At 66.4% G+C, this 17,636-nt stretch carries 14 protein-coding genes and 1 pseudogene; 3 read left to right on the top strand and 12 right to left on the bottom strand.

Annotated elements, in window-relative coordinates; genetic code table 11:
• From ACY34J_RS14955 to ACY34J_RS14900, 12 genes and pseudogenes are all read right to left on the bottom strand, one after another.
• Positions 1-565, bottom strand: a pseudogene (locus ACY34J_RS14955) (hypothetical protein); the annotation flags it as partial.
• 267 nt (positions 566-832) lie between these two features.
• Positions 833-1,459 (bottom strand): hypothetical protein, encoded by a 627-nt coding sequence (locus tag ACY34J_RS14950; protein WP_462726874.1) that lies wholly within the window; start codon positions 1,457-1,459, stop codon positions 833-835.
• Positions 1,460-1,493: 34 nt separating this feature from the next.
• Positions 1,494-2,201 (bottom strand): hypothetical protein, encoded by a 708-nt coding sequence (locus tag ACY34J_RS14945; protein ID WP_462726875.1) that lies wholly within the window; start codon positions 2,199-2,201, stop codon positions 1,494-1,496.
• A 21-nt stretch (positions 2,202-2,222) separates the two neighbouring features.
• Positions 2,223-3,503 carry a hypothetical protein gene (locus tag ACY34J_RS14940; protein WP_462726876.1) on the bottom strand — a complete coding sequence of 427 codons (1,281 nt, stop codon included), beginning with the start codon at positions 3,501-3,503 and terminating at the stop codon, positions 2,223-2,225.
• Positions 3,504-3,505: 2 nt separating this feature from the next.
• Positions 3,506-3,838 carry a hypothetical protein gene (locus ACY34J_RS14935; protein ID WP_462726877.1) on the bottom strand — a complete coding sequence of 111 codons (333 nt, stop codon included), beginning with the start codon at positions 3,836-3,838 and terminating at the stop codon, positions 3,506-3,508.
• Between the two features lie 849 nt (positions 3,839-4,687).
• Entirely contained in the window at positions 4,688-6,007 is a 1,320-nt protein-coding gene (locus ACY34J_RS14930; protein ID WP_462726878.1) for a S8 family serine peptidase, read from the bottom strand.
• A gap of 89 nt (positions 6,008-6,096) precedes the next feature.
• The gene (locus ACY34J_RS14925; protein WP_462726879.1) at positions 6,097-7,512 is read right to left on the bottom strand and encodes a WXG100 family type VII secretion target; all 1,416 of its coding nucleotides are present in this window, start codon (positions 7,510-7,512) and stop codon (positions 6,097-6,099) included.
• Between the two features lie 49 nt (positions 7,513-7,561).
• Positions 7,562-7,897, bottom strand: coding sequence for a hypothetical protein (locus tag ACY34J_RS14920; RefSeq protein WP_462726880.1), 336 nt, complete (start codon positions 7,895-7,897; stop codon positions 7,562-7,564).
• Entirely contained in the window at positions 7,890-9,155 is a 1,266-nt protein-coding gene (gene mycP, locus ACY34J_RS14915) for a type VII secretion-associated serine protease mycosin (protein ID WP_462726881.1), read from the bottom strand. The genes ACY34J_RS14920 and mycP overlap by 8 nt, the downstream gene beginning before the upstream one ends.
• A 133-nt stretch (positions 9,156-9,288) precedes the next feature.
• Positions 9,289-9,579, bottom strand: coding sequence for a WXG100 family type VII secretion target (locus tag ACY34J_RS14910; RefSeq protein ID WP_462726882.1), 291 nt, complete (start codon positions 9,577-9,579; stop codon positions 9,289-9,291).
• Between the two features lie 74 nt (positions 9,580-9,653).
• Positions 9,654-9,977: a WXG100 family type VII secretion target gene (locus ACY34J_RS14905; protein WP_462726883.1), complete on the bottom strand. Its 324-nt coding sequence runs from the start codon at positions 9,975-9,977 to the stop codon at positions 9,654-9,656.
• 270 nt (positions 9,978-10,247) lie between these two features.
• The gene (locus ACY34J_RS14900) at positions 10,248-11,855 is read right to left on the bottom strand and encodes a type VII secretion protein EccB (RefSeq protein ID WP_462726884.1); all 1,608 of its coding nucleotides are present in this window, start codon (positions 11,853-11,855) and stop codon (positions 10,248-10,250) included.
• 345 nt (positions 11,856-12,200) lie between these two features.
• Here ACY34J_RS14900 and eccE point away from each other — a divergent pair, with 345 nt between their 5' ends.
• From eccE to ACY34J_RS14885, 3 genes are all read left to right on the top strand, one after another.
• Positions 12,201-13,412, top strand: coding sequence for a type VII secretion protein EccE (gene eccE, locus ACY34J_RS14895; RefSeq protein WP_462726885.1), 1,212 nt, complete (start codon positions 12,201-12,203; stop codon positions 13,410-13,412).
• Positions 13,412-14,242, top strand: a complete 831-nt coding sequence (locus ACY34J_RS14890; RefSeq protein WP_462726886.1) for a hypothetical protein — start codon at positions 13,412-13,414, stop codon at positions 14,240-14,242. Before eccE ends, ACY34J_RS14890 begins: the two co-directional genes overlap by 1 nt.
• Before the next feature lie 328 nt (positions 14,243-14,570).
• Positions 14,571-17,594 carry an SCO5717 family growth-regulating ATPase gene (locus ACY34J_RS14885; RefSeq protein ID WP_462726887.1) on the top strand — a complete coding sequence of 1,008 codons (3,024 nt, stop codon included), beginning with the start codon at positions 14,571-14,573 and terminating at the stop codon, positions 17,592-17,594.
• The last annotated feature ends 42 nt before the right edge of the window (positions 17,595-17,636 follow it).

The following is a 17,636-nucleotide window of genomic DNA, read 5'->3' as shown; positions in this document are numbered from 1 at the left end:
TGGACTTGACAGCTACCGCTCCATGAGCCTCAGGATCTTTGAGGGCGAAGTCCTTTGGCTCGACAGCCATCTGGTTCGGGGAGAAGGCAGCCTCGACACGCTTGGCCGGGTCGGAAACCGCACCTGCTCCGGTGTGAACGGTCAGCATGCCGGCCCTTCCGCTCTTGGGGTGGTAGGCCGAGTCGATCTGGGTCAACCCCTTGAACTCCGGGTATTTCGAGGCGTCTCGCTTCTCGGGCGGGAAGAGCCTCTCGGTGGTCGCCTTGTCGTAGTAGAGATCCACCGGGGTCGCCTTCACCACCGCGGGAGAGCTCAGCTTCTCCGCTGCCACGCTGCTCTTCGCGTCGCCACGTTTGCCGGCACGCGCACTCTGGGCCCCACCGCCTTCCTCGCCACCGAACGCCCACCACGCCAGGAAACCACCTCCAGCCAGTACCACAACGGCGACCATGGCGATGGCCACGATCAGCCCGGTGCGGCGCGTGGGAACCTCGTCTTCACCGCCGAAGCCCGCGTCACCGTACGTCGGCCACTGGCCGTAGGCGTCGTACCTGCCGTATGGCACCTGCCGGTACGCCGATGGAGCTGCCCCGCCCGGGTGCTGCGGATGCCCGCCCGCGTACGGCGAATGTTGCTGACCACCTGGATATTGCTGCACTGCCGGCTGAGCCGGATATACACCCGGATACTGCTGATTCTGGCCGCCGAATCCAGACTGGGGCATCTGCGGCGGTGGCTGATCACTCACGTTGTCGGTCCCTCACATCGTCGCTGGCGCGCTCGTCGCGGCGCCATCCACCGCCACCGGCATAGGAGCGCTGCTGCGGTTGCCTCAGTACAGGACCTTTCGCGTAAGGCCGGCCTGCGTCGCCTTCGCGATACGTTCGGCGTCGGCCTGCTCTCGTCGCTGGGCCAACTTCTCCCACTGCTCCGGCTGCATGAATAGCATTTCGTAACTGCCGGGGACGACGATGACACCTCCGAAGGGCAGATCACCCGCCACCCATACGCCGTCCTCGATGCCCTTGGGCCAGCGGCTGCGCCCCACCGTATTGGCGGCCCGCATGTGCGGCGCCCCTGGAAGTCCGCGATCCATGATCTTGAGGGTGAAAATGGTGCCCCCGAGCTTGGTCCACTTGCCTGCGCCTTTCTTTGCTACGCGAGAACGGAACTCGAGAGGGTAGTGCTGGAGCACCTTCCTGCATACGGTGATCCGAATGCTGAAGAGGAATCTGTAAGCCGTAGTGACAAAGATGTAGGCCGCAGGGACAACAAACACACCCATGAGCGGGGAGTCCCAGTGAAGGAACTTCCATAGCATCCTCACGGTAGTGATCAAGGCTGCGATGATTGCGATACGAAGTACCAAGTCCTGGGCCAAGCGGAAGTAGTTCCGCTTCAGCACCTGCCCTACGTCGACCGTTTTGAGTGAGTTCGCGATCTGGTTCCCCTCTGACACTCTGTCCCCTTCCAGGTTTGTTTTCGCCCACGCCTCATCCGAAGGTGTTTCTGACGTCGCCAGCGGAACTCTCCTCTGTGCCCTCGGTGTCGCTTGTTGCTTCCAGAAGCGCGGGATCAGTGAAGGAAAGGGTATGCGCGATGCCAAGCAGCACATTCCGATAGTCGTCGGTGAGATAGACAGCGGGCGTCACGAGTTGCAGCACGATGATGTCGGGACCGCTGGGAGGACCTGCTACCGCGATCGTGCCCTGCCATACGGTCCCCTCCCGGGGGCCTTCGCTGCCCTCGGGGGGTTTGCCCGGTGCGAGCGTGCGTAGCTCCTTCTCGGAGAGGAAGCCGATACCGCACGGAAGTTTCAGGGGGCGCACGCCTTCGTCCCGGTTGTCACCCGCCATGTTGGCGATTACAAGCTTTGGGTTGACTCCAACCATCGGGACAGTCGAGACGGTGAGTACGGAAAACGCGCATCCACCGTCGTCGTCCGGATGCAGACCGATTGCGCATCCATGCACGTTTTGTGCATTCATTGAGGTCACGATAGCGGTGTAGAACCGGATTACCTCTTCTGCGCGCTCGCGCATGTCGTCGGGCGCGCTAAGTACCTGCTTGACGAGTGCTATGAGCTCCTCCAGTGGAGGGTTGAGATCCAACTGCAGATAGCCATGCGGAAGCGCGTACCAGAAATCCGCCTTTGGTTTGCCGGCTGACTCGGCGAAGATTTCGATCACTGTGTCATCCATCCAGGGATACAGTAATTTGCCTCAGGCCCAACCCAGCATACCGGCGATGCTATGGGCTGTGGCGGCAGCTTTGGTGCCCTCCGCAGCGTTATGTGCTGCGCCTTCGTCGCCAACGACTTTAAGAGTCTCCAAAGAAGACACCGTATTCGCAGCGACATTGAGACCGTTGGCGCTGATGGCACCCATGAGCTTGGCTGAACCGGAGGCGCTTTCCTGGGCAGCTTGCCAGGCAGAAGTAGCTCCAGTCCTAGCCTCCGATGCAACGGCGCCAACATATTCCCTCGAGAAGGCAGCCACCTTCTCAGTCTTGGACACGCCAACTCCCCACCTGCCAGCTGTACTTAGACCCTCCGCAACTTCCTTTCCTGCCGTTCCCAATGCTTTGCCTCCTGGGATCATGCCCAACGTGTCACCAGCTACGGAGGCCCATGCAGAGAAAGTTTGCATATTCCACCCGAACTTATCTCCGTACAGGGCGCTCCTGAATTTCGGATCAGTGAGATTCTTGGTCATGGATGCTGCGCTTGCGGCGATCGCGATACCGGCGAAGAGCGGGGTCAGTGGTGTTGGGAAGAGGGCCAGGAGTCCTGCAATTGCACCGATAGTTCCTGCATGGTCGTACAGGAATTTGAGGCCATCTAGAATGGCGTCCCCAATGGCACTGACGGCCTTGCTCAGCCAGCCCTGCTTTGGCGCAAGCTTATCGGTGGCGCCGTCGAGAGCCTTGGCGACAGCCTCAGCTTGATCCGCGTGCTGAGTCTCCAGAACCTTCGCCTTGCGAATTACGTCGTTGTACGCGCTATTGGCGCTCTCCAGCGCGGTCGTTGCCTCCCTGAGGTTGCTCTCAGCCGCCCTCAGCCGGGTCGTCGCCGCATCGGCCTCTTCCTGGGTGGTGAACTCCTGGCCTGCAAGCTTGAGATCTGGCTCTTCCTCAGCCTGGACGTGGCGGTCCTTGGCAGCTTTGGCAGCGGCCTTCCTCTCGCCTGCCTCTTCGTCGTACTTCCGTGCCAGATCGCGGTTGGACGCCAGATCCTCATCCCAAATTTTGAGCTGCGCAGAAGCCTTCTCCAGGGAACGCGCAGCATTCTTGATGTAGGTCTCTAGCTCGCCGTCGATCGCTTTGCGGAACTCCGTCGCCGCATCACCTTGCCAGTAACTGCTCTCCCCAATGAGTCTCTGGAGCTGGTTATGGCAGGTGCGCAACGCCGTCGCTGCGGAGGTGACCTTACGCTGCAGCGCATTGACCTCACTGGGTACGCCAAGAACAGGATTCCAGCCGAGGTTCGGATAGGGATTCGCCACCACTATTTCGCTCCCCCGTTCCCACCGCCCGAGGGCGACGCCTTCTCCAAGTTCTTGAACGCTTTCTCCAAGGCTTCCTCGACCTCTTCGTAAGCCTTCTTGTTTTCCTTGAGGCCCTCATTGATGGCGTCGACCATCTCCTTGGTCTGCTCTGCTCCGTACTTCCAGCGCTCCTGGAAGCCGTCACAGGCATCATCCAGACGTTTCGTCCCTATTTGATCAGCGCGCACATCAGCCAGGGCCTCGCGCGCCGCATTGAGATCCTGGATACAGCCCTCGAGTGTCTTGATGAATGCCGCCAATTGGCCCACATCAGTTTTGAACTGATCCCCCATGGGTTGGTGTTCTCCCGCTTGTTAACTATTGGCTCTTGTGGACACTGTGCAAAGTCTGGAGCGGTGCATTGGAGGCTGCGGCTGCGATGAGGAGTGCCTTGCATGGCTGGTGCTGAGATGAGGCGATTTAGGCCGCGATCGGGGCGGTGAGAATGTCTGTGGCAATGAACTGGCTTGCGCCGCGGCCCAGCAGTGGTGACGTACGTTTGTAGCTGTGATACGACTGGCTGCTCCCTGGCACCCCAGCAGCGCACCCCTCGGTGGGAGGCTGCCAACGGAAAATTTCTCGTTGTTCACGTGAAGCCCGCCCAAAGCGGATTCAGCTCCCCCCTCAAACTCCCGCATGCGTTCGCCACCGAGATCCTTGCAGTCCGCCTACCGGCTCGCGGGTGTCTGGGCTGTGAAGGCTTCATGAGAGCGAAGACTTTGATAGCGGACAAGTCTGGATTTATGCCGTGTGGTTGGTCGCTTCAGCGTCCATGACGGGCAGGCAGTTATCCGGGTCTGGGCTGGCATCAAGCGTCGCGTGCCTATCCGGTAGTTTGGCGAGCGGTGCTTTTAGGACATCACGCGTTGATGTTGGAGCAAATGTGGAATCATCGCGCGATTGCTGGCTGGATGTCTGGCCGTTGCCGGGGCGGTGGTTTTGTAGTGCCGTTGCCTCTCTTGTTGGGGCAATGCATACACCCCTGCTGCGCGACTGCCAGTAACTCGGAATCGTGTACCTGCTTCTACTGATCGCCAGCCTTCGACCTCCTTACCCAGTCGGTTCCAAATGGCTGAGCCGACCTGCAGCATAAAAAGACGTGATGCCGCAGGTCGGCCCATAGTGCAACGCCGACAGGGCTATTACCACTGGCCCGGGGGCTGAGTGGGAGGACTAGGCGGGTAGGAACCGGGAGCGCTGGGCTGCTGGTAGGGGTTCGGCTGCGGCGGGAGCCCGGCCGCACCCGGTGCTCCATAGACGCCAGGTCCGCCAGGGGGCGGGACGTTGCCGCGGTTCTTGCGCTTCAAGACCACGATGGCAATCACGATGACAGCCACGACCGCGATGACACCTAGGGCCACAAGCCCGAGAATCACGATGTTCGGGACTCCGGCCTGGTCTTCAGCCTGGTATCCCGTGTCAGGCGAGTCCGGGGCAGCACCAGCACCGCCATTGTTTGACTGCACGTTCTCGGGCATCTTCAGCGGTCCGTTCTTCGAACCGGCCGGGATGTCCTCGGTCAGGGCGCGGAGGGGGCGGATGATGCCGTAGCCGTAGTGGTCGTTAGGAGCGCTGCCCTCACCCTTCGGCATGAGGGCCGTCTTGGTCAGCCGGTTGACGACTTGGCCAGCTGTCAGATCAGGGTACTTAGCCCGAATCAACGCCGCTGCGGCAGAGACATAGGCTGTGGCTTCCGAGGTACCGCTGCCCCTTCCATATTGCCCATTCGCACCCGTGATCCTGATATCAGCCCCAGGGGCAGCTAGAAGGACCTGAGGTCCATAGTTGGAACGATCCCAGGTTTTCAAGTCCTCACCGACGGCACTTACTGCAACGACGCCCGGTGCAGAAGCAGGGTTTTCGACGGTGCTTGCTCCACTGTTCCCCGCCGCCGCTACCAACAGGACGTCGTGTTTTACCGCGTACGCAATCGCAGCCTGTTCGTCGTCTCCTAGAGACGACGAACCGCCAAAGGACATGTTGACGACCTTAGCCCCCTGATCCACTGCGTATCGCAGCGGTTGTGCAAGACTGGCGTTGATTGCGCCATCATCATCGGAATCCGCATACTTAATGGGGAGAATCTTTGCTTCCGGGGCCAGCCCCTTGATCCCTCTAGAGTCCCCTGGCCCATGCCCGTGCCCTGCAATAATCGCGGCCATAGACGTACCGTGGTCGTTGTGGCTCTCCTGATCTGCAGGGTCGCCAGTAGTAAAATTCTTACCGCCAGGGAGAATATTACCCTTGAGGTCTGGGTGATTCCTGTTCACACCGCTGTCGATAACTGCAACTGTAATGCCTTTTCCTGTCGACTGCTTCCACACCTTTTCGGCGCTGAAGGCACCGAGGGCCCACTGCTCGTCTCTAATCTGGTCTGCAGATGCAGTCGGCGCGGTTCCGATGAGTAGCGCTCCCGCCGCTACCGCGCCGCCCACCGCTCGCAGCGCTCGCGTGAAGCTCATGCCGTAACACCTCTCCTCAACAGGTGAGGCCCGCAGCCCGAAGACTGCGGGCCCCATGTTCGTTCCGCCGACTGCCGTTCGGCAGCTACTTACTCGATGACCCGAGGAGCCACATTACGCTCCGGCGTCCACGTCTCCTCATCCTCCACGAGGTAGTCGGGACGCTGACCGCGCTCCTTGTCCTTGTTCGCGTTAGCGCCATGTGCACCGTGTGCGCCGGCCATCCCCCTGCCGCTGCCACCAGGCTTGCCAGCCTGTGTGCCGCCACGGCTGCGATGCAGACCGGAACCGCCCTGTGCCCCTGCACCAGTCTTGCCCTTGGCGGCACCGATGACGCCACCCTTCTGACGTGCCAGAGGCCCACCTCGGCCAGCTCCCTTGGCCCCGGCCTTGCCTGCTCCGGCTCCGGCACCACCGCCCATGCCAGGCGCGCCTGGACGCCCGCCGCGGGCTCCCGCACCTGCGCCACCGCGGGCAGCTCCGGCAGCCATTGCTCCCGGCATGCCAGGCATCCCCGAGGTTCCGGCCCCGGCCCCGGCTCCAGCACCACCAGCGCCTGCCCCCAGACCACCGCCGAGGCCGCCACCAAGACCACCTTTGCCGAGGCCACCACCCGAGCCAAGTCCGCCCGCGCCTCCGGAAAGGCCATCGAGGCCAGTGTTAATCGGCGGGGCTGTCGGCTTCGGTGGGCCGCTGACCCCGCCGGTGATGCCCTGCGGTCGGGGTGAGGGCACGCCACTCGGAGACGCGTAGCCAGGGCCTTTAGCACCGGGGGACATAGCACTTGGGCTCTGCCGCCTTGGGGAAGAGACGGACGGAGGCACTGGGATGACGGCAGGCATGGGATTGGTGTCCGGCCCGCTTCCATCCCATTGCTCGTCACCTCCTCGCGTACTCCAGCCCTTGGGCTCACCCATCGCCTTGTTCGTTGACCGGTACGACGCCCCCAAGTACTCCATCACGATGGCGCCCCGTAGCTGAGCCTCCTTGCCCGCCGACAGGCTGTTCTCTTCGTCCTCCAGCACCTGCCGCGTGGGCACACCCGATGCGAGCTTCTGCTTCGTCGGGCCATCGTCGCGGTCCCAGTCGGTGGCGAAGTCCCAGGCGCTGTCCGTGCCACTGGGCATCTGGACGTTATCCAGCTCGCGCTTGTAGAACCGCAGAGAGCTGGCCGCGGTCTTCATGCCGCTTCCGACGTGCTGCGCCCACTGGGCGCCGCTTTCGATGTTCCGGCTGATCTCGTCGGCCCGCTTCTGGAAGGCCTCAGCGGCAGCGCCGCTCCAGTGCTCCAGGACTTCGCGGACCGCGTTGTCCAGCATCGACTTGATGCCGCCATCCGACCCGCCAACCAACGACTCGTGGATGTGCATCCAGTTGTCCGCCACTGTGTCCACAGTGTCCGGGTTCGCCGACGCCAGCATGTTCTTCAAGTCCGGCAGTGTGCGCTCGTAGAACCTGGTGGTGTGCGTCTCGCTATAGCACATCTCAGCCTTGGGTTCACCCATGTTCCGCCCCCATGATCAGGTGTGTTCTTCCTGCCGTCATCGTCACCGCTCAGGCCAAGTCGCCCTGCGAGCTCTTGTTCACCGCGTTGACAGTGTTCTGCTCATTGTCCGAGTAGGACCCATGGGTCTTGACGGTCTTGTCCCTGAGGTCGTCTATGAAGTCCTCGAGCTTCTGGAGGATTTGCTTGTCGATGAACTCCTTCATCTTGCGGTGCTTCTCGTGGAGTTCGGCCTCCTCCTCGAAGTCGGTGCCCAAGGCCCCCTTCGGCAGGTACGTGCTGTGTGCCGCCTTGCCCCTGGTCGTCTGCATGTCCTTGAGCACGCCACTGAGCTTCTTCGCGACCTCGTCCAGTCTGTCGAGGTCAACGCTGTATTCGTCAGCCACTGATGGCCTCCCCGTGAGTATTGATTGACGTCTTGCGGCGGTAGTCGCGGATCGCGAAGGCGCCGCCGATGACCACCGCGCAAGCCAGCACGCCGCCGAAGATGATGTAAGTCCCGTAGCGGACGTTCCGCTCCTGCGGGGTTTCGCCGAGGATGAGCGGGGCCGGCCGGATGCTATCGGCGCTGATGCCAGTGGCGTGGTGCTGGTCCGGCGTGGGCTCGCCGGTTGGCTTGTCGTCGTTGCTCAGGGCTGCGACCGGGTCGACAACTCCCCAGCCGACGTTGATGTCGCGGTTTGGCCGGACGCGGTCCGCGGTCTGCTCCATGTGCCACATGACCTCTTCGGCTGACCAGTCCGGATGCCTGGACATGATCAGCGCGGCGACGCCCGTGGCGTACGGAGCCGCGAAGCTGGTGCCGTTGTCCACACAGTGGCCGCCACCCGGGACGGTGGAGACCATGTCCACGCCGGGCGCGGCGACGTCGACAAAGGACCCGGGCTGGGAGAAAGGCGCGCGCTCGTCGTTGCGGTCTGAGGCCGCCACGGCCAGGACGCTGTCGAAAGCGGCCGGGTAGGTGTCCTTCTGCCTGCCGCTCGCGCCGTTGTTCCCCGCGGACGCAACGATGAGGATGCCCTTTTCCTTGGCGTGGTTGACCGCCTGTTCCAGGACGCTTCCAGGCTTCAGAGTCGCCGTCGCGCCCTGCGAGATGTTGATGATGTCGACGCCCTGCGCAATGGCGTATTCGATGGCGTTCGCGAGGATGGGCACCTTGCCGCCGCCCTCCGCATCGTTCGAGCGGATCGGGACGACCGTCGCCTTGGGTGCGATGCCAACGAAGCCGGTGTCCTTGCTCGGCTGTGCGGCGATGATGCCGGCGACCTTGGTGCCGTGGCCGACCGGGTCGTTGGTGCCGTCACCCTTGTCGATGAAGTCCTTGCCCTTGACCACCACGGGGCTGAGCTGACGGTTTCTCTTGTCGACGCCGCTGTCTATGACCGCGACCTTGACGCCCTCCCCCTGGGTGTCGGCCCACATCTGATCGAACAGCAGGCGCTGCAGCGACCAGGGCGTCCCCTTGATCGGGTCGGACGGGAAGTGGCATTCGCCGTTGTTCAGCTGAACGCCGGCGTCGCCGTCGCCCGCCGCGGCCGGCAGGGCGGTGGCGCAGGACAGGCCGAAGGCGCACAGGGCGGATGCCAGGGCGCGAGCGGCGTTACGCCGACGTCCGGCTCGGTGTCCTACGACGCGGAATCCCACGGGTTTTTCTGCTCTCCATCGGCACGTACGCACGTACATGGATCGGATACGGAAATGAGGGCGAGCGCACCGTCACAGCGCGCCCGCCCTCTCTCACTGTGCGAGCCGTGAGGCTGCCAGTCGTCTCTGGCGTTCAGTGCCAGATCGAACGGTTCTTGCTCTCAGTGGCCTCGTAGTTCTGGGCGGCCTGGTCGAGCGCCTTGGCGATGGACTCCAGGGTGGCGTGCAGGGAGGCGGCGCGCTTGTCCCACTCCTGCTGCTTCTGCTGGTAGCCCTCCTGCGCGGCACCTTCCCAGCTCTGCGCGATGCGCTTCACGCCGCTCTCGAGGTCGTCGAGCTGCTGCTTGATGTTGCTGGCCGTGTGGCGCACATCAGTAGCGGCCTGCTGGATCGTCGCGAAATTAACGAGAATCGGGGATGACATCGTGTCTCCTCGGGGAGTTGATGAGATCGGGTCGAATCAACGGGCCGGCTGCGCCGCGGAGCGACGCGTCCCGGTCATCCGAACGGCGAGGCCTGGGCCGCGGACTTCGACACGATCTGCTGCTGCTCCTCTTCGGAGGCCACGTAGTTCTGCGTGGTCTGGTCGATCGCGTCCTTGATGTCGGCCAGGACCTGGTTGAGCTTGGTCGCGTCCTCGTTCACCTGCGTCTGCATGGTGTTGAAGGCGTTGGCCGCCGCGCCCTTCCAGCCGCCGGTGATGGTGTCAACCAGCGTCTGCAGTCGCCGGATCTCGCCCTGGATCGAGCTGTTGACCGTGGAGATCTTGCCGCTGAATGCGACCATCTCCTCCTCGGTCGTAGTGAACTGCTGACCAGCCATGTGTCAACGTCCCCCATGAGACTCGCACGCCACCCGTACGAAGCCGTGAACCCCCGTACGGTCGGCACCGCCTGTTTGGTGCCTGCTATCACTCTAGCCACCCGGTCTGACATCCCCCAACGTGGGGAAGCCAATTGTGACGGGTTCACTACAATCCTCAACCGGTCATCCGCGCAAATGATTTGAGGAGCAACCGCCCCTTCGCGAACGTTCGGTGGACGTTCCGCGGACCGTCCGTGGACCTTCTGTGGATACTCCCGGTCACGTACGTCACGACCCCTGCGGCTGCCTCGCGGCATCGGTGTTCAGCGCCGGGCCGGCCGACAGCAGCTGCGACCACTCCTTCGGCACCAGCGGCGGGGAGCTGATCTGCCCGTACCCCAGCCGGATCTGCGCCTGGTTCTGCTCCTTGTCCGCATTGCCGGAGCTGGTCGCGCTGTCGTTGTTCACCTGCACCGAGTAGCGCAGCCCGGTGTCCGTGACCAGAAAGAGCGGTCCGTCCTTCGCCTTCCCCGTCACCTGCTTGTAGAGCAGGCCGCTGCCCGGAGACACGTACGCCGTGCTGCTGCCGTCGATGATCGGTGCCGGGTAGTCCTTGCCCGCCCACGTCGACATGTCCCGGTAACCGGTGTCCACCCCGCCGAGTGCCTTGTTGCCGCCGTAGTAGACGCTGCAGATGGTCTTGTTGCCGGCGCCATCCTGGTCGATCGTGTTCGCCTGGGAGATCTGCTCAGTCGGCCACGGCACCTTGTGCCCGGCGATCTCCCCCATGAACTGCGGCTTGTCTGCCTGAATGCTCGCCAGTCCGACGTGGATCGGCTTCGGGTCCACGTTCTGGTACGCCGCCTTGCCGACATACCCCTCGAGCAGCAGCTTGGCCACGAAGGGCGACACCGGGGCCACGCCGTCCTTGAGTACGACGTAGTAATTGCCGTCCGCTTCCAGCACCTTGCCGGTGGTGCGGTATGCCCCCGAAACGCCCGTGGCAGTTGACGCGAGGCCCGCGTTCTCCAGGGGCGGCATGAAGATCGGGAGCGGGCTCTTGATAAGGGTCTTCATCCACTCGTCGGTGACCTGCTGGGGCTCCGCCTGTCCGAAGAGGATGCCGCGCAGCAGCGACTCGAGCTGCGTCTGCGTCTCCGCCGAGACCGGCCGGCCCAGCTGCTTGGCCGCCCAGGTGGCATCGAGCTGGTGCGCCACCCCGCGGTGGTCCACCAGATACTGCACGCCCTCCTCGTCCTGCACGAAGAGCGCCTTGCGCGGGTTCAGCCTGCCCTTACCGCCGTCCACCACCTTCTTGCGGTTCTTGTCCCGCTCGCTGAAGACAAACACCGCCTTCTGCGCCTTGGTCCCCTGACCGTCGCCAGGCTGTTCGCACAGCGCCCACGTCTTCTTCGTCTGGGCGTCATCCGGGCTGGGCAGCCGGTCGGGGGCGTACGGGATGCCGATGGTCGGACCGTGCGGCGGGGCGTCGGCGCCATCCAGGACCGACTCCTCCACCTTGATGACGCCGAACTTGGAGGGGTCCAGGAGGAGTCTGGCGGACGCCAGGTTGAGAACTGGGTGGAGCAGCGTCTTCGGCTTCCCGTGTTTGTCCTTCTCCCCGGTGTTCAGCACGACGTAACGGGTTGTCGAATCACCGCCGATGATCACCTTTTCACCCGCGTTGTCCCACCCCTGTGGTGCGGCGGGCTTGATGATTCCGCAGGCGCCGAAGCCCACCACCAGGACAGTGCCGATCACGACCGTCGGCAGGATCGTGCGCACGGGCCGCGGCGCGCTCTCCATCGAGCCGTTCGGCAGGGGCTTCAGGAACGAAGCCACCGTGCGCTTGCGCGCGAAGCTGTACGCATTGAGCTCGTCCCGCCGTGATGCCATTGTTGCCTTGACTCCCCGTCTGTCCGTCTGTCGGAACCATCAGTGACCGCCCCCGGCTGTCTCGCCGACGCGCCCTCTACTATGCCGTGTGATGATCGACCCGTACGGTACGGGTGCCGAGTTGGGGATAACCATCCGAGCACCAACCGTTACGGCGGTCGCTACGCCGAGGCGCCGATAAGCAGAGGAGCACGCCGGGGGATGTCCAGCGCCACCAGGACCCGACGCCGCGATGGGCGGCAGCAGCCCGTCCAGCCGGGCAGCCACGAAGCAGCCGCGGGAGCACGGGGCCGGAGGTCTGCCCCCCGCCGTGGCACAGTAGAACCGCACCGGCCCGCCGCGCCAGTGACGCCCCGCCTGCGGGCGCAGACCGGCAACATCGGCGGCGTACGCGTGCAGCAACTGGTGCTCATACAAATCGCGGCGGCACTGGTGCTGGTGGGCCTGGTGACCCATCCGCTGGTGCTCGTCGGCACCGGCATCGTCGCCGCCCTGCTGCTGATCTTCGCGCTGGGCCGCCGTCGCCGGATCCCGCTGTCGGACTGGATCGCCACCGTCCGTGCCATGAAGCGGCGCCGGCACGAGGCCGTTCCCGTGCCGCCGGGGGTCGAATCCGCCTTCGCGCCGGTCGTCGAGGCCGAACCGGGTCTGCGGACTTACGAGTTCCACGACCGCCAGGACCGTGCCATCGGGTTCGTCGGTGACGGTACCTTCCTCACCGTCCTCGTACAGGTGGAGGTCCGGGACGAACCGTTGCGCCCGGCCCGCGGCAGCCGCCCCGTTCCGCTCCACCTGCTGCACTCGACGCTGGACATCGAGGATATTCACCTGGAGTCCGTGCAGTTCGTGCAGTACACGCAGCCGGCGCCCGCCCCGCACCTGCCCGAACAGGCCATCGCCGCCCGCTCGTACGCCCCGCTGCAGGCGCAATCGCAGACGCCGGCGGTGCAGCTGACCTGGGTTGCCCTGAAGCTCGACCCCGAGCTGTGCCCAGAGGCCATCGAGGCGCGCGGCGGCGGGATCGCCGGCGCCCAGCGGACGCTGCTGCGCGCCGCGGACCACCTGGTCAGCCGGCTCAACGGCTACGGGCTGAGCGCGCGCGTACTCGAGGAGCTCGAGGTCATCGCCGCGCTCGGCGTCGCCGCCTGCGCCAACCCGCGGGCCAACAACGCGGCGGGCCGGGACGGCCGTACGACGCGGCGTACCCAGGAGACCACGCGCGCGTGGCGGTGCGACGACCGCTGGCACAGCTCGTACTGGATCCGCAGCTGGCCCCAGCTCGGGCCGGGTGCGGCACCGTTGGCGGGCATCGCCCAGCTGCTGGAGGGCACGCGCGCGATGGCGAGCACCTTCAGCCTGACCGCGGCCCGGGGCAGCGGCAACAACCGCGGACTGACCGGGTACGTACGGCTGTCGTCCCGTAGTGAGAACGAACTGACGGCCGCGCAGAAGGAGCTGGAGCGTCGCGCCGGCTCGGTGAAGGTGGGGCTCGTACGGCTGGACCGTGAGCAGCTGCCCGGTGTTCTGGCCACGCTCCCCCTCGGAGGTACCCGCTGATGTCCGCGCCCACCTATCCCCAGCGCGCCGACTGGAACAACCAGCACAACTGGAGCAACCGGCCCGGACGGCCCTCGCACCTGCCCATCCCGGAGTCCGAGGAAGCGCAGCCCGCCCTCCCGACGCAGCGCCTCCACCCGGGCTACGGGCTGCGCGGCCCCCGGCGCAACCGGCATCTGGTGCCGGTGGAGGCCCTCGACAACCTCACGCTGCCGGTGGGTGACGACGGGGTCGTGATCGGCGTCGACCCGCAGAACCAGCCGGCGGTGCTCAGCCTTCTGCGCCCCAAGCCGCTCGATGTCGTGGTGGTCGGCAGCATGTGGATCGCCCAGCTGCTGGCCCTGCGTACGGTCGCCGTCGGCGCGCGGGTCACAGTGGAGACCGCCCGCCCGCAGGCGTGGGGGCAGATGGCGCAGGCCGCGGGCGGCGGGCAGCAGTGTGTGTCCGTCCACGAGGTCAGGCAGGTCGCCCCGCAGGGCCCCTCCGTCTCCAGCCCCGTGCTCGTCGTACGGGACTGTGGTGCGCAGCCGCCGCGCAATCAACTCGCCCCCAGCTCGTGGCAGTCGGTCATCACGCTGCTGCCTTTCCTGGGCCCGAAGGCGCCGCGGCTGCTGGCCCGGGCGGAACTGCTCGGCCTGCAGCGGCTCTCGCCGCAGGAAGCCGAAGTCGTCACGCGCATCATGCGGCTGCCTCGCCAGGTGGCTGCCGCATTGCCGACGCTCAGCGACAACGCCATGCTGTGGTGCACGCGCAACCACCACCAGTTCGTGCTGACGCAGCCGACGGACGCCGAAACGGGTCTGCTGGGCGCGCCGCGGCGCATGGACTGAGGATCATCAGGCAAAAGGACCAGGTAGCACGGCCGGGCGCTGCGACCGAGCGTCCGGCCGGGTGCGCGTGCGGCACGTGCAGGCGCGCATCGAGTTCGCCCCGGTCGGTGGGCGCTGCCAGGTGGGGCAAAGGTGACAGGACCTCAGCTGCTGTTCCATGCCGTGAATGACTAGGCTGTCCTATGAGCGGCAGGAGTGCACGAGGGCAGCCGATGCGGGGAGGATTGTTGGTGATGCATGAGGTGGTGTGCTGCCGCGCCCGCTATGGCCAGATGATCCGCCTGTATCCGGTCCTGCCGTTCAGGTGCATGTCAGTGCAGGAGGCACAGTGAACAGCGATCGGAACGACTTCCGGTCCGACGGGTCCTACCCCGACGACGATCAGTCCGAACTCGAGCTCACGGGCGAGTTCAAGCTCGACTTCGCCGCACCTGACTGGTACGCGCAGAACAGCGGCGGTACGTCGGGCGGGTCCACCAGCGGCGCCGCGCCGACTCCACCCCCGCCCACCGGGAATCCGCTGCCAGTGTCCGGGACGCCATCGCCCTCGTACGGCTATCCGCAGGCTGGAACGCCTGCGCCCACGCCGCCTGCCCAGACTGCGCCCGCAGCAAGCGCTCCCCCCGCGGCCGACAGCCCGCCGCCGCCCGCCTTCCCCATGCTTCGGCCGGCCGAGGCCGACGACGCACCGGCTGCTGCCCAGCCGGCCGTCGCCCCTGCCCCGGTCGCGCCTGAGCCGGCCCCCTCGGCCGCTGCCACCGAATCCGACAGTGCCGAGGAGTCCGGCGGCGACGAGGCGCCCTCCGGCCCCCGTGTGCGCACCGGGACGGGAGTCGATCCTTCGGCCGCGCTGTGGGGCGACGACCCGGCTCCTGAGCCGGAGTCAGAGCCGGAGCCGGAGTCCGAGCCCGCTGCGGCCTCTGAGCCAGAGTCGAACGCGACGGACGACAGCCCTGAGACGGACGGCTCCCCTGCGGCGAACAGCGAGCAGCAGCCGGAGGACACCGCCGCGCCCGCTGCGCCTGTCGGCCAGGCGGCCCCGGGCACACCCGGCCCGTACAACCCGGCGAGCGCAGCCCAGCCCGTCGCACCCCAGCAGGCCGCGCCGCAGCATCCGGGCGCGCCGACTCCGCCGACCGGTGGTGCGCCATGGAACCCCGCCGCTGCGCAGGGCGGGCAGCCGCCCGCTGCCGCACAGAGCGCGCTCCCGCCGCTTCCCCCGAACTTCCAGCCCGCCGATCCGGCGCAGGCCCAGGGCGGTTACGGCTACCCGCACCCTGCGGACCCGTCTCAGGCTGGGGTCCAAGCACAGGCCCAGGCTCAGGGCGGTTACGGCTACCCACAGCCCGCAGACGCCGCGGCTCAGGCACAGGCACAGGCACAGGCACAGGCTCAGGCACATCCGGCGCAGGCCCAGGGCAGCTACGGCTATGCCCAGGGCAGCTACGGCTATCCGCAGGCCGGTGCCCAGGCACAGACGCCCGCCCAGGCCGGCCGACCCGCGCCCAACGCCCCATTCCCGCCGCAGCAGGGGGGCGCACAGACGAATCCGTACGCGGCGCAGCCCGGTCAGCCCGTTCCCCCGCCCGGCCCCATGCCGGCCCAGGCCCAAGGCCCCACCCCGGCCGTCCCGCAGCAGGGCGGTGCCCCGGCAGCGCCGCACGACCCGAATGCCGTCGCGCAGCAGGCTGCATACGGCTATCCGCAGCCCGGCCAACCGACGCCGCAGACCGGCGGTTACGGGTACCCGCAGCCCAACACCGGTGCCGTATCCGGCACTCAGTCCCAGGGCCAGCAGCCGGCCCAGGGCGCTGCCGCAGCGCCCGCCCCCGGCCCCGCACAGCCCACCGCCCCGCAGCAGGACGGCGGCTGGGCTCCCTCGCCCGGCCCCGGCCAGCAGCCGCAGCGCTCCGCCCCGGGTGCGCCGCTCGGCTACGGCGCCTCGGTCGACCTGACCTCCGACCGTCTGCTGCGCAACCAGCCCAAGCGCAAGAAGCCCGGCGGCAACATCCCCCAGCCGTCCCGGTTCAAGATCGGCGGCAAGAAGGAGGAGGCCGAGCGGCAGCACAAACTGGCCCTGATCCGCACGCCGGTGCTCTCCTGCTACCGGATCGCGGTCATCAGCCTCAAGGGCGGTGTCGGCAAGACCACGACCACCACCGCCCTGGGCGCCACGCTCGCCTCCGAGCGCCAGGACAAGATCCTCGCGATCGACGCCAACCCGGACGCCGGCACGCTCGGCCGCCGCGTCCGTCGCGAGACCGGCGCGACCATTCGTGACCTGGTGCAGGCGATCCCGCACCTGCACAGCTACATGGACATCCGCCGGTTCACCTCGCAGGCCCCGTCCGGCCTGGAGATCCTCGCCAACGACGTGGACCCTGCCGTCTCCACGACCTTCAACGACGAGGACTACCGGCGCGCCATCGACATCCTGGGCAGGCAGTACCCGATCATCCTCACCGACTCGGGCACCGGTCTGCTCTACAGCGCGATGCGCGGTGTGCTCGACCTCGCGCACCAGCTGATCATCATCTCCACCCCGTCCGTGGACGGTGCGAGCAGCGCGAGCACCACCCTGGACTGGCTGGGGGCGCACGGCTACGCCGACCTGGTGCAGCGCAGCATCACCGTCATCTCCGGAGTCCGCGAGACCGGAAAGATGATCAAGGTCGAGGACATCGTGGCACACTTCGAGACGCGCTGCCGCGGCGTGGTCGTCGTACCGTTCGACGAGCACCTCGCCGCCGGCGCGGAGGTGGACCTCGACATGATGCGGCCGAAGACCCGCGAGGCGTACTTCAACCTCTCGGCGATGGTCGCCGAGGACTTCGCCCGCGCCCAGCAGGCCGAGGGGCTGTGGACCGCGGACGGGAGCGGCCAGCCGCCGCAGATGGCGCCGCCGCTGCCGGGCCAGCAGCAGCCGTACGGGCAGCCGCCCGCCGGCTACCCGTACCCGCAGCAGGGCGGCCAGCCGCCGCAACAGCCCGGACAGCCGTACGCACAGCCGCCGCAGGTCGACCCGCGGACCGGACAGCCGCCGCAGGTCGACCCGCGGACCGGACAGCCGGCGCAGGTCGACCCGCGGACCGGACAGCCGCTGCCGCCGCACTACCCGCAGCCGGGCGCCCAGTGGCAGTCGGGCCAGCCCGGTGCCCAGCCGGGTGCTCAGCCTCAGCCGGGCACGGTCCCGCCGGGCTGGACCCAGCAGCCGCAGCAGGATGGACAGCCGGGAGCGCAGCAGGCCGGATTCCCGCCCGGGCAGGGCTGGCAGCAGCCCGGACAGGGGCGGGCACAGGGCGAGCAGCCGCAGCAGCAGCCCGGTTACGGCTACCCGCCGCAGCAGCAGTAGCCCGAAGAGAAAACGTCGGTCTTCACCCCTCAACCGGGCGGT

The organism is Streptomyces sp. HSS9-12 (assembly GCF_054963655.1).
This window is presented reverse-complemented; position numbering and strand designations above follow the sequence as displayed.

What these genes read in the sequence shown, in the direction of transcription:
- ACY34J_RS14935 (WP_462726877.1), bottom strand. Translation starts at nt 3,838, where the DNA reads ATGGGGGATCAGTTCAAAACTGATGTGGGCCAATTGGCGGCATTCATC.
- ACY34J_RS14945 (WP_462726875.1), bottom strand. Translation starts at nt 2,201, where the DNA reads ATGGATGACACAGTGATCGAAATCTTCGCCGAGTCAGCCGGCAAACCA.
- ACY34J_RS14905 (WP_462726883.1), bottom strand. Translation starts at nt 9,977, where the DNA reads ATGGCTGGTCAGCAGTTCACTACGACCGAGGAGGAGATGGTCGCATTC.
- ACY34J_RS14900 (WP_462726884.1), bottom strand. Translation starts at nt 11,855, where the DNA reads ATGGCATCACGGCGGGACGAGCTCAATGCGTACAGCTTCGCGCGCAAG.
- ACY34J_RS14925 (WP_462726879.1), bottom strand. Translation starts at nt 7,512, where the DNA reads ATGGGTGAACCCAAGGCTGAGATGTGCTATAGCGAGACGCACACCACC.
- ACY34J_RS14890 (WP_462726886.1), top strand. Translation starts at nt 13,412, where the DNA reads ATGTCCGCGCCCACCTATCCCCAGCGCGCCGACTGGAACAACCAGCAC.
- ACY34J_RS14930 (WP_462726878.1), bottom strand. Translation starts at nt 6,007, where the DNA reads ATGAGCTTCACGCGAGCGCTGCGAGCGGTGGGCGGCGCGGTAGCGGCG.
- ACY34J_RS14910 (WP_462726882.1), bottom strand. Translation starts at nt 9,579, where the DNA reads ATGTCATCCCCGATTCTCGTTAATTTCGCGACGATCCAGCAGGCCGCT.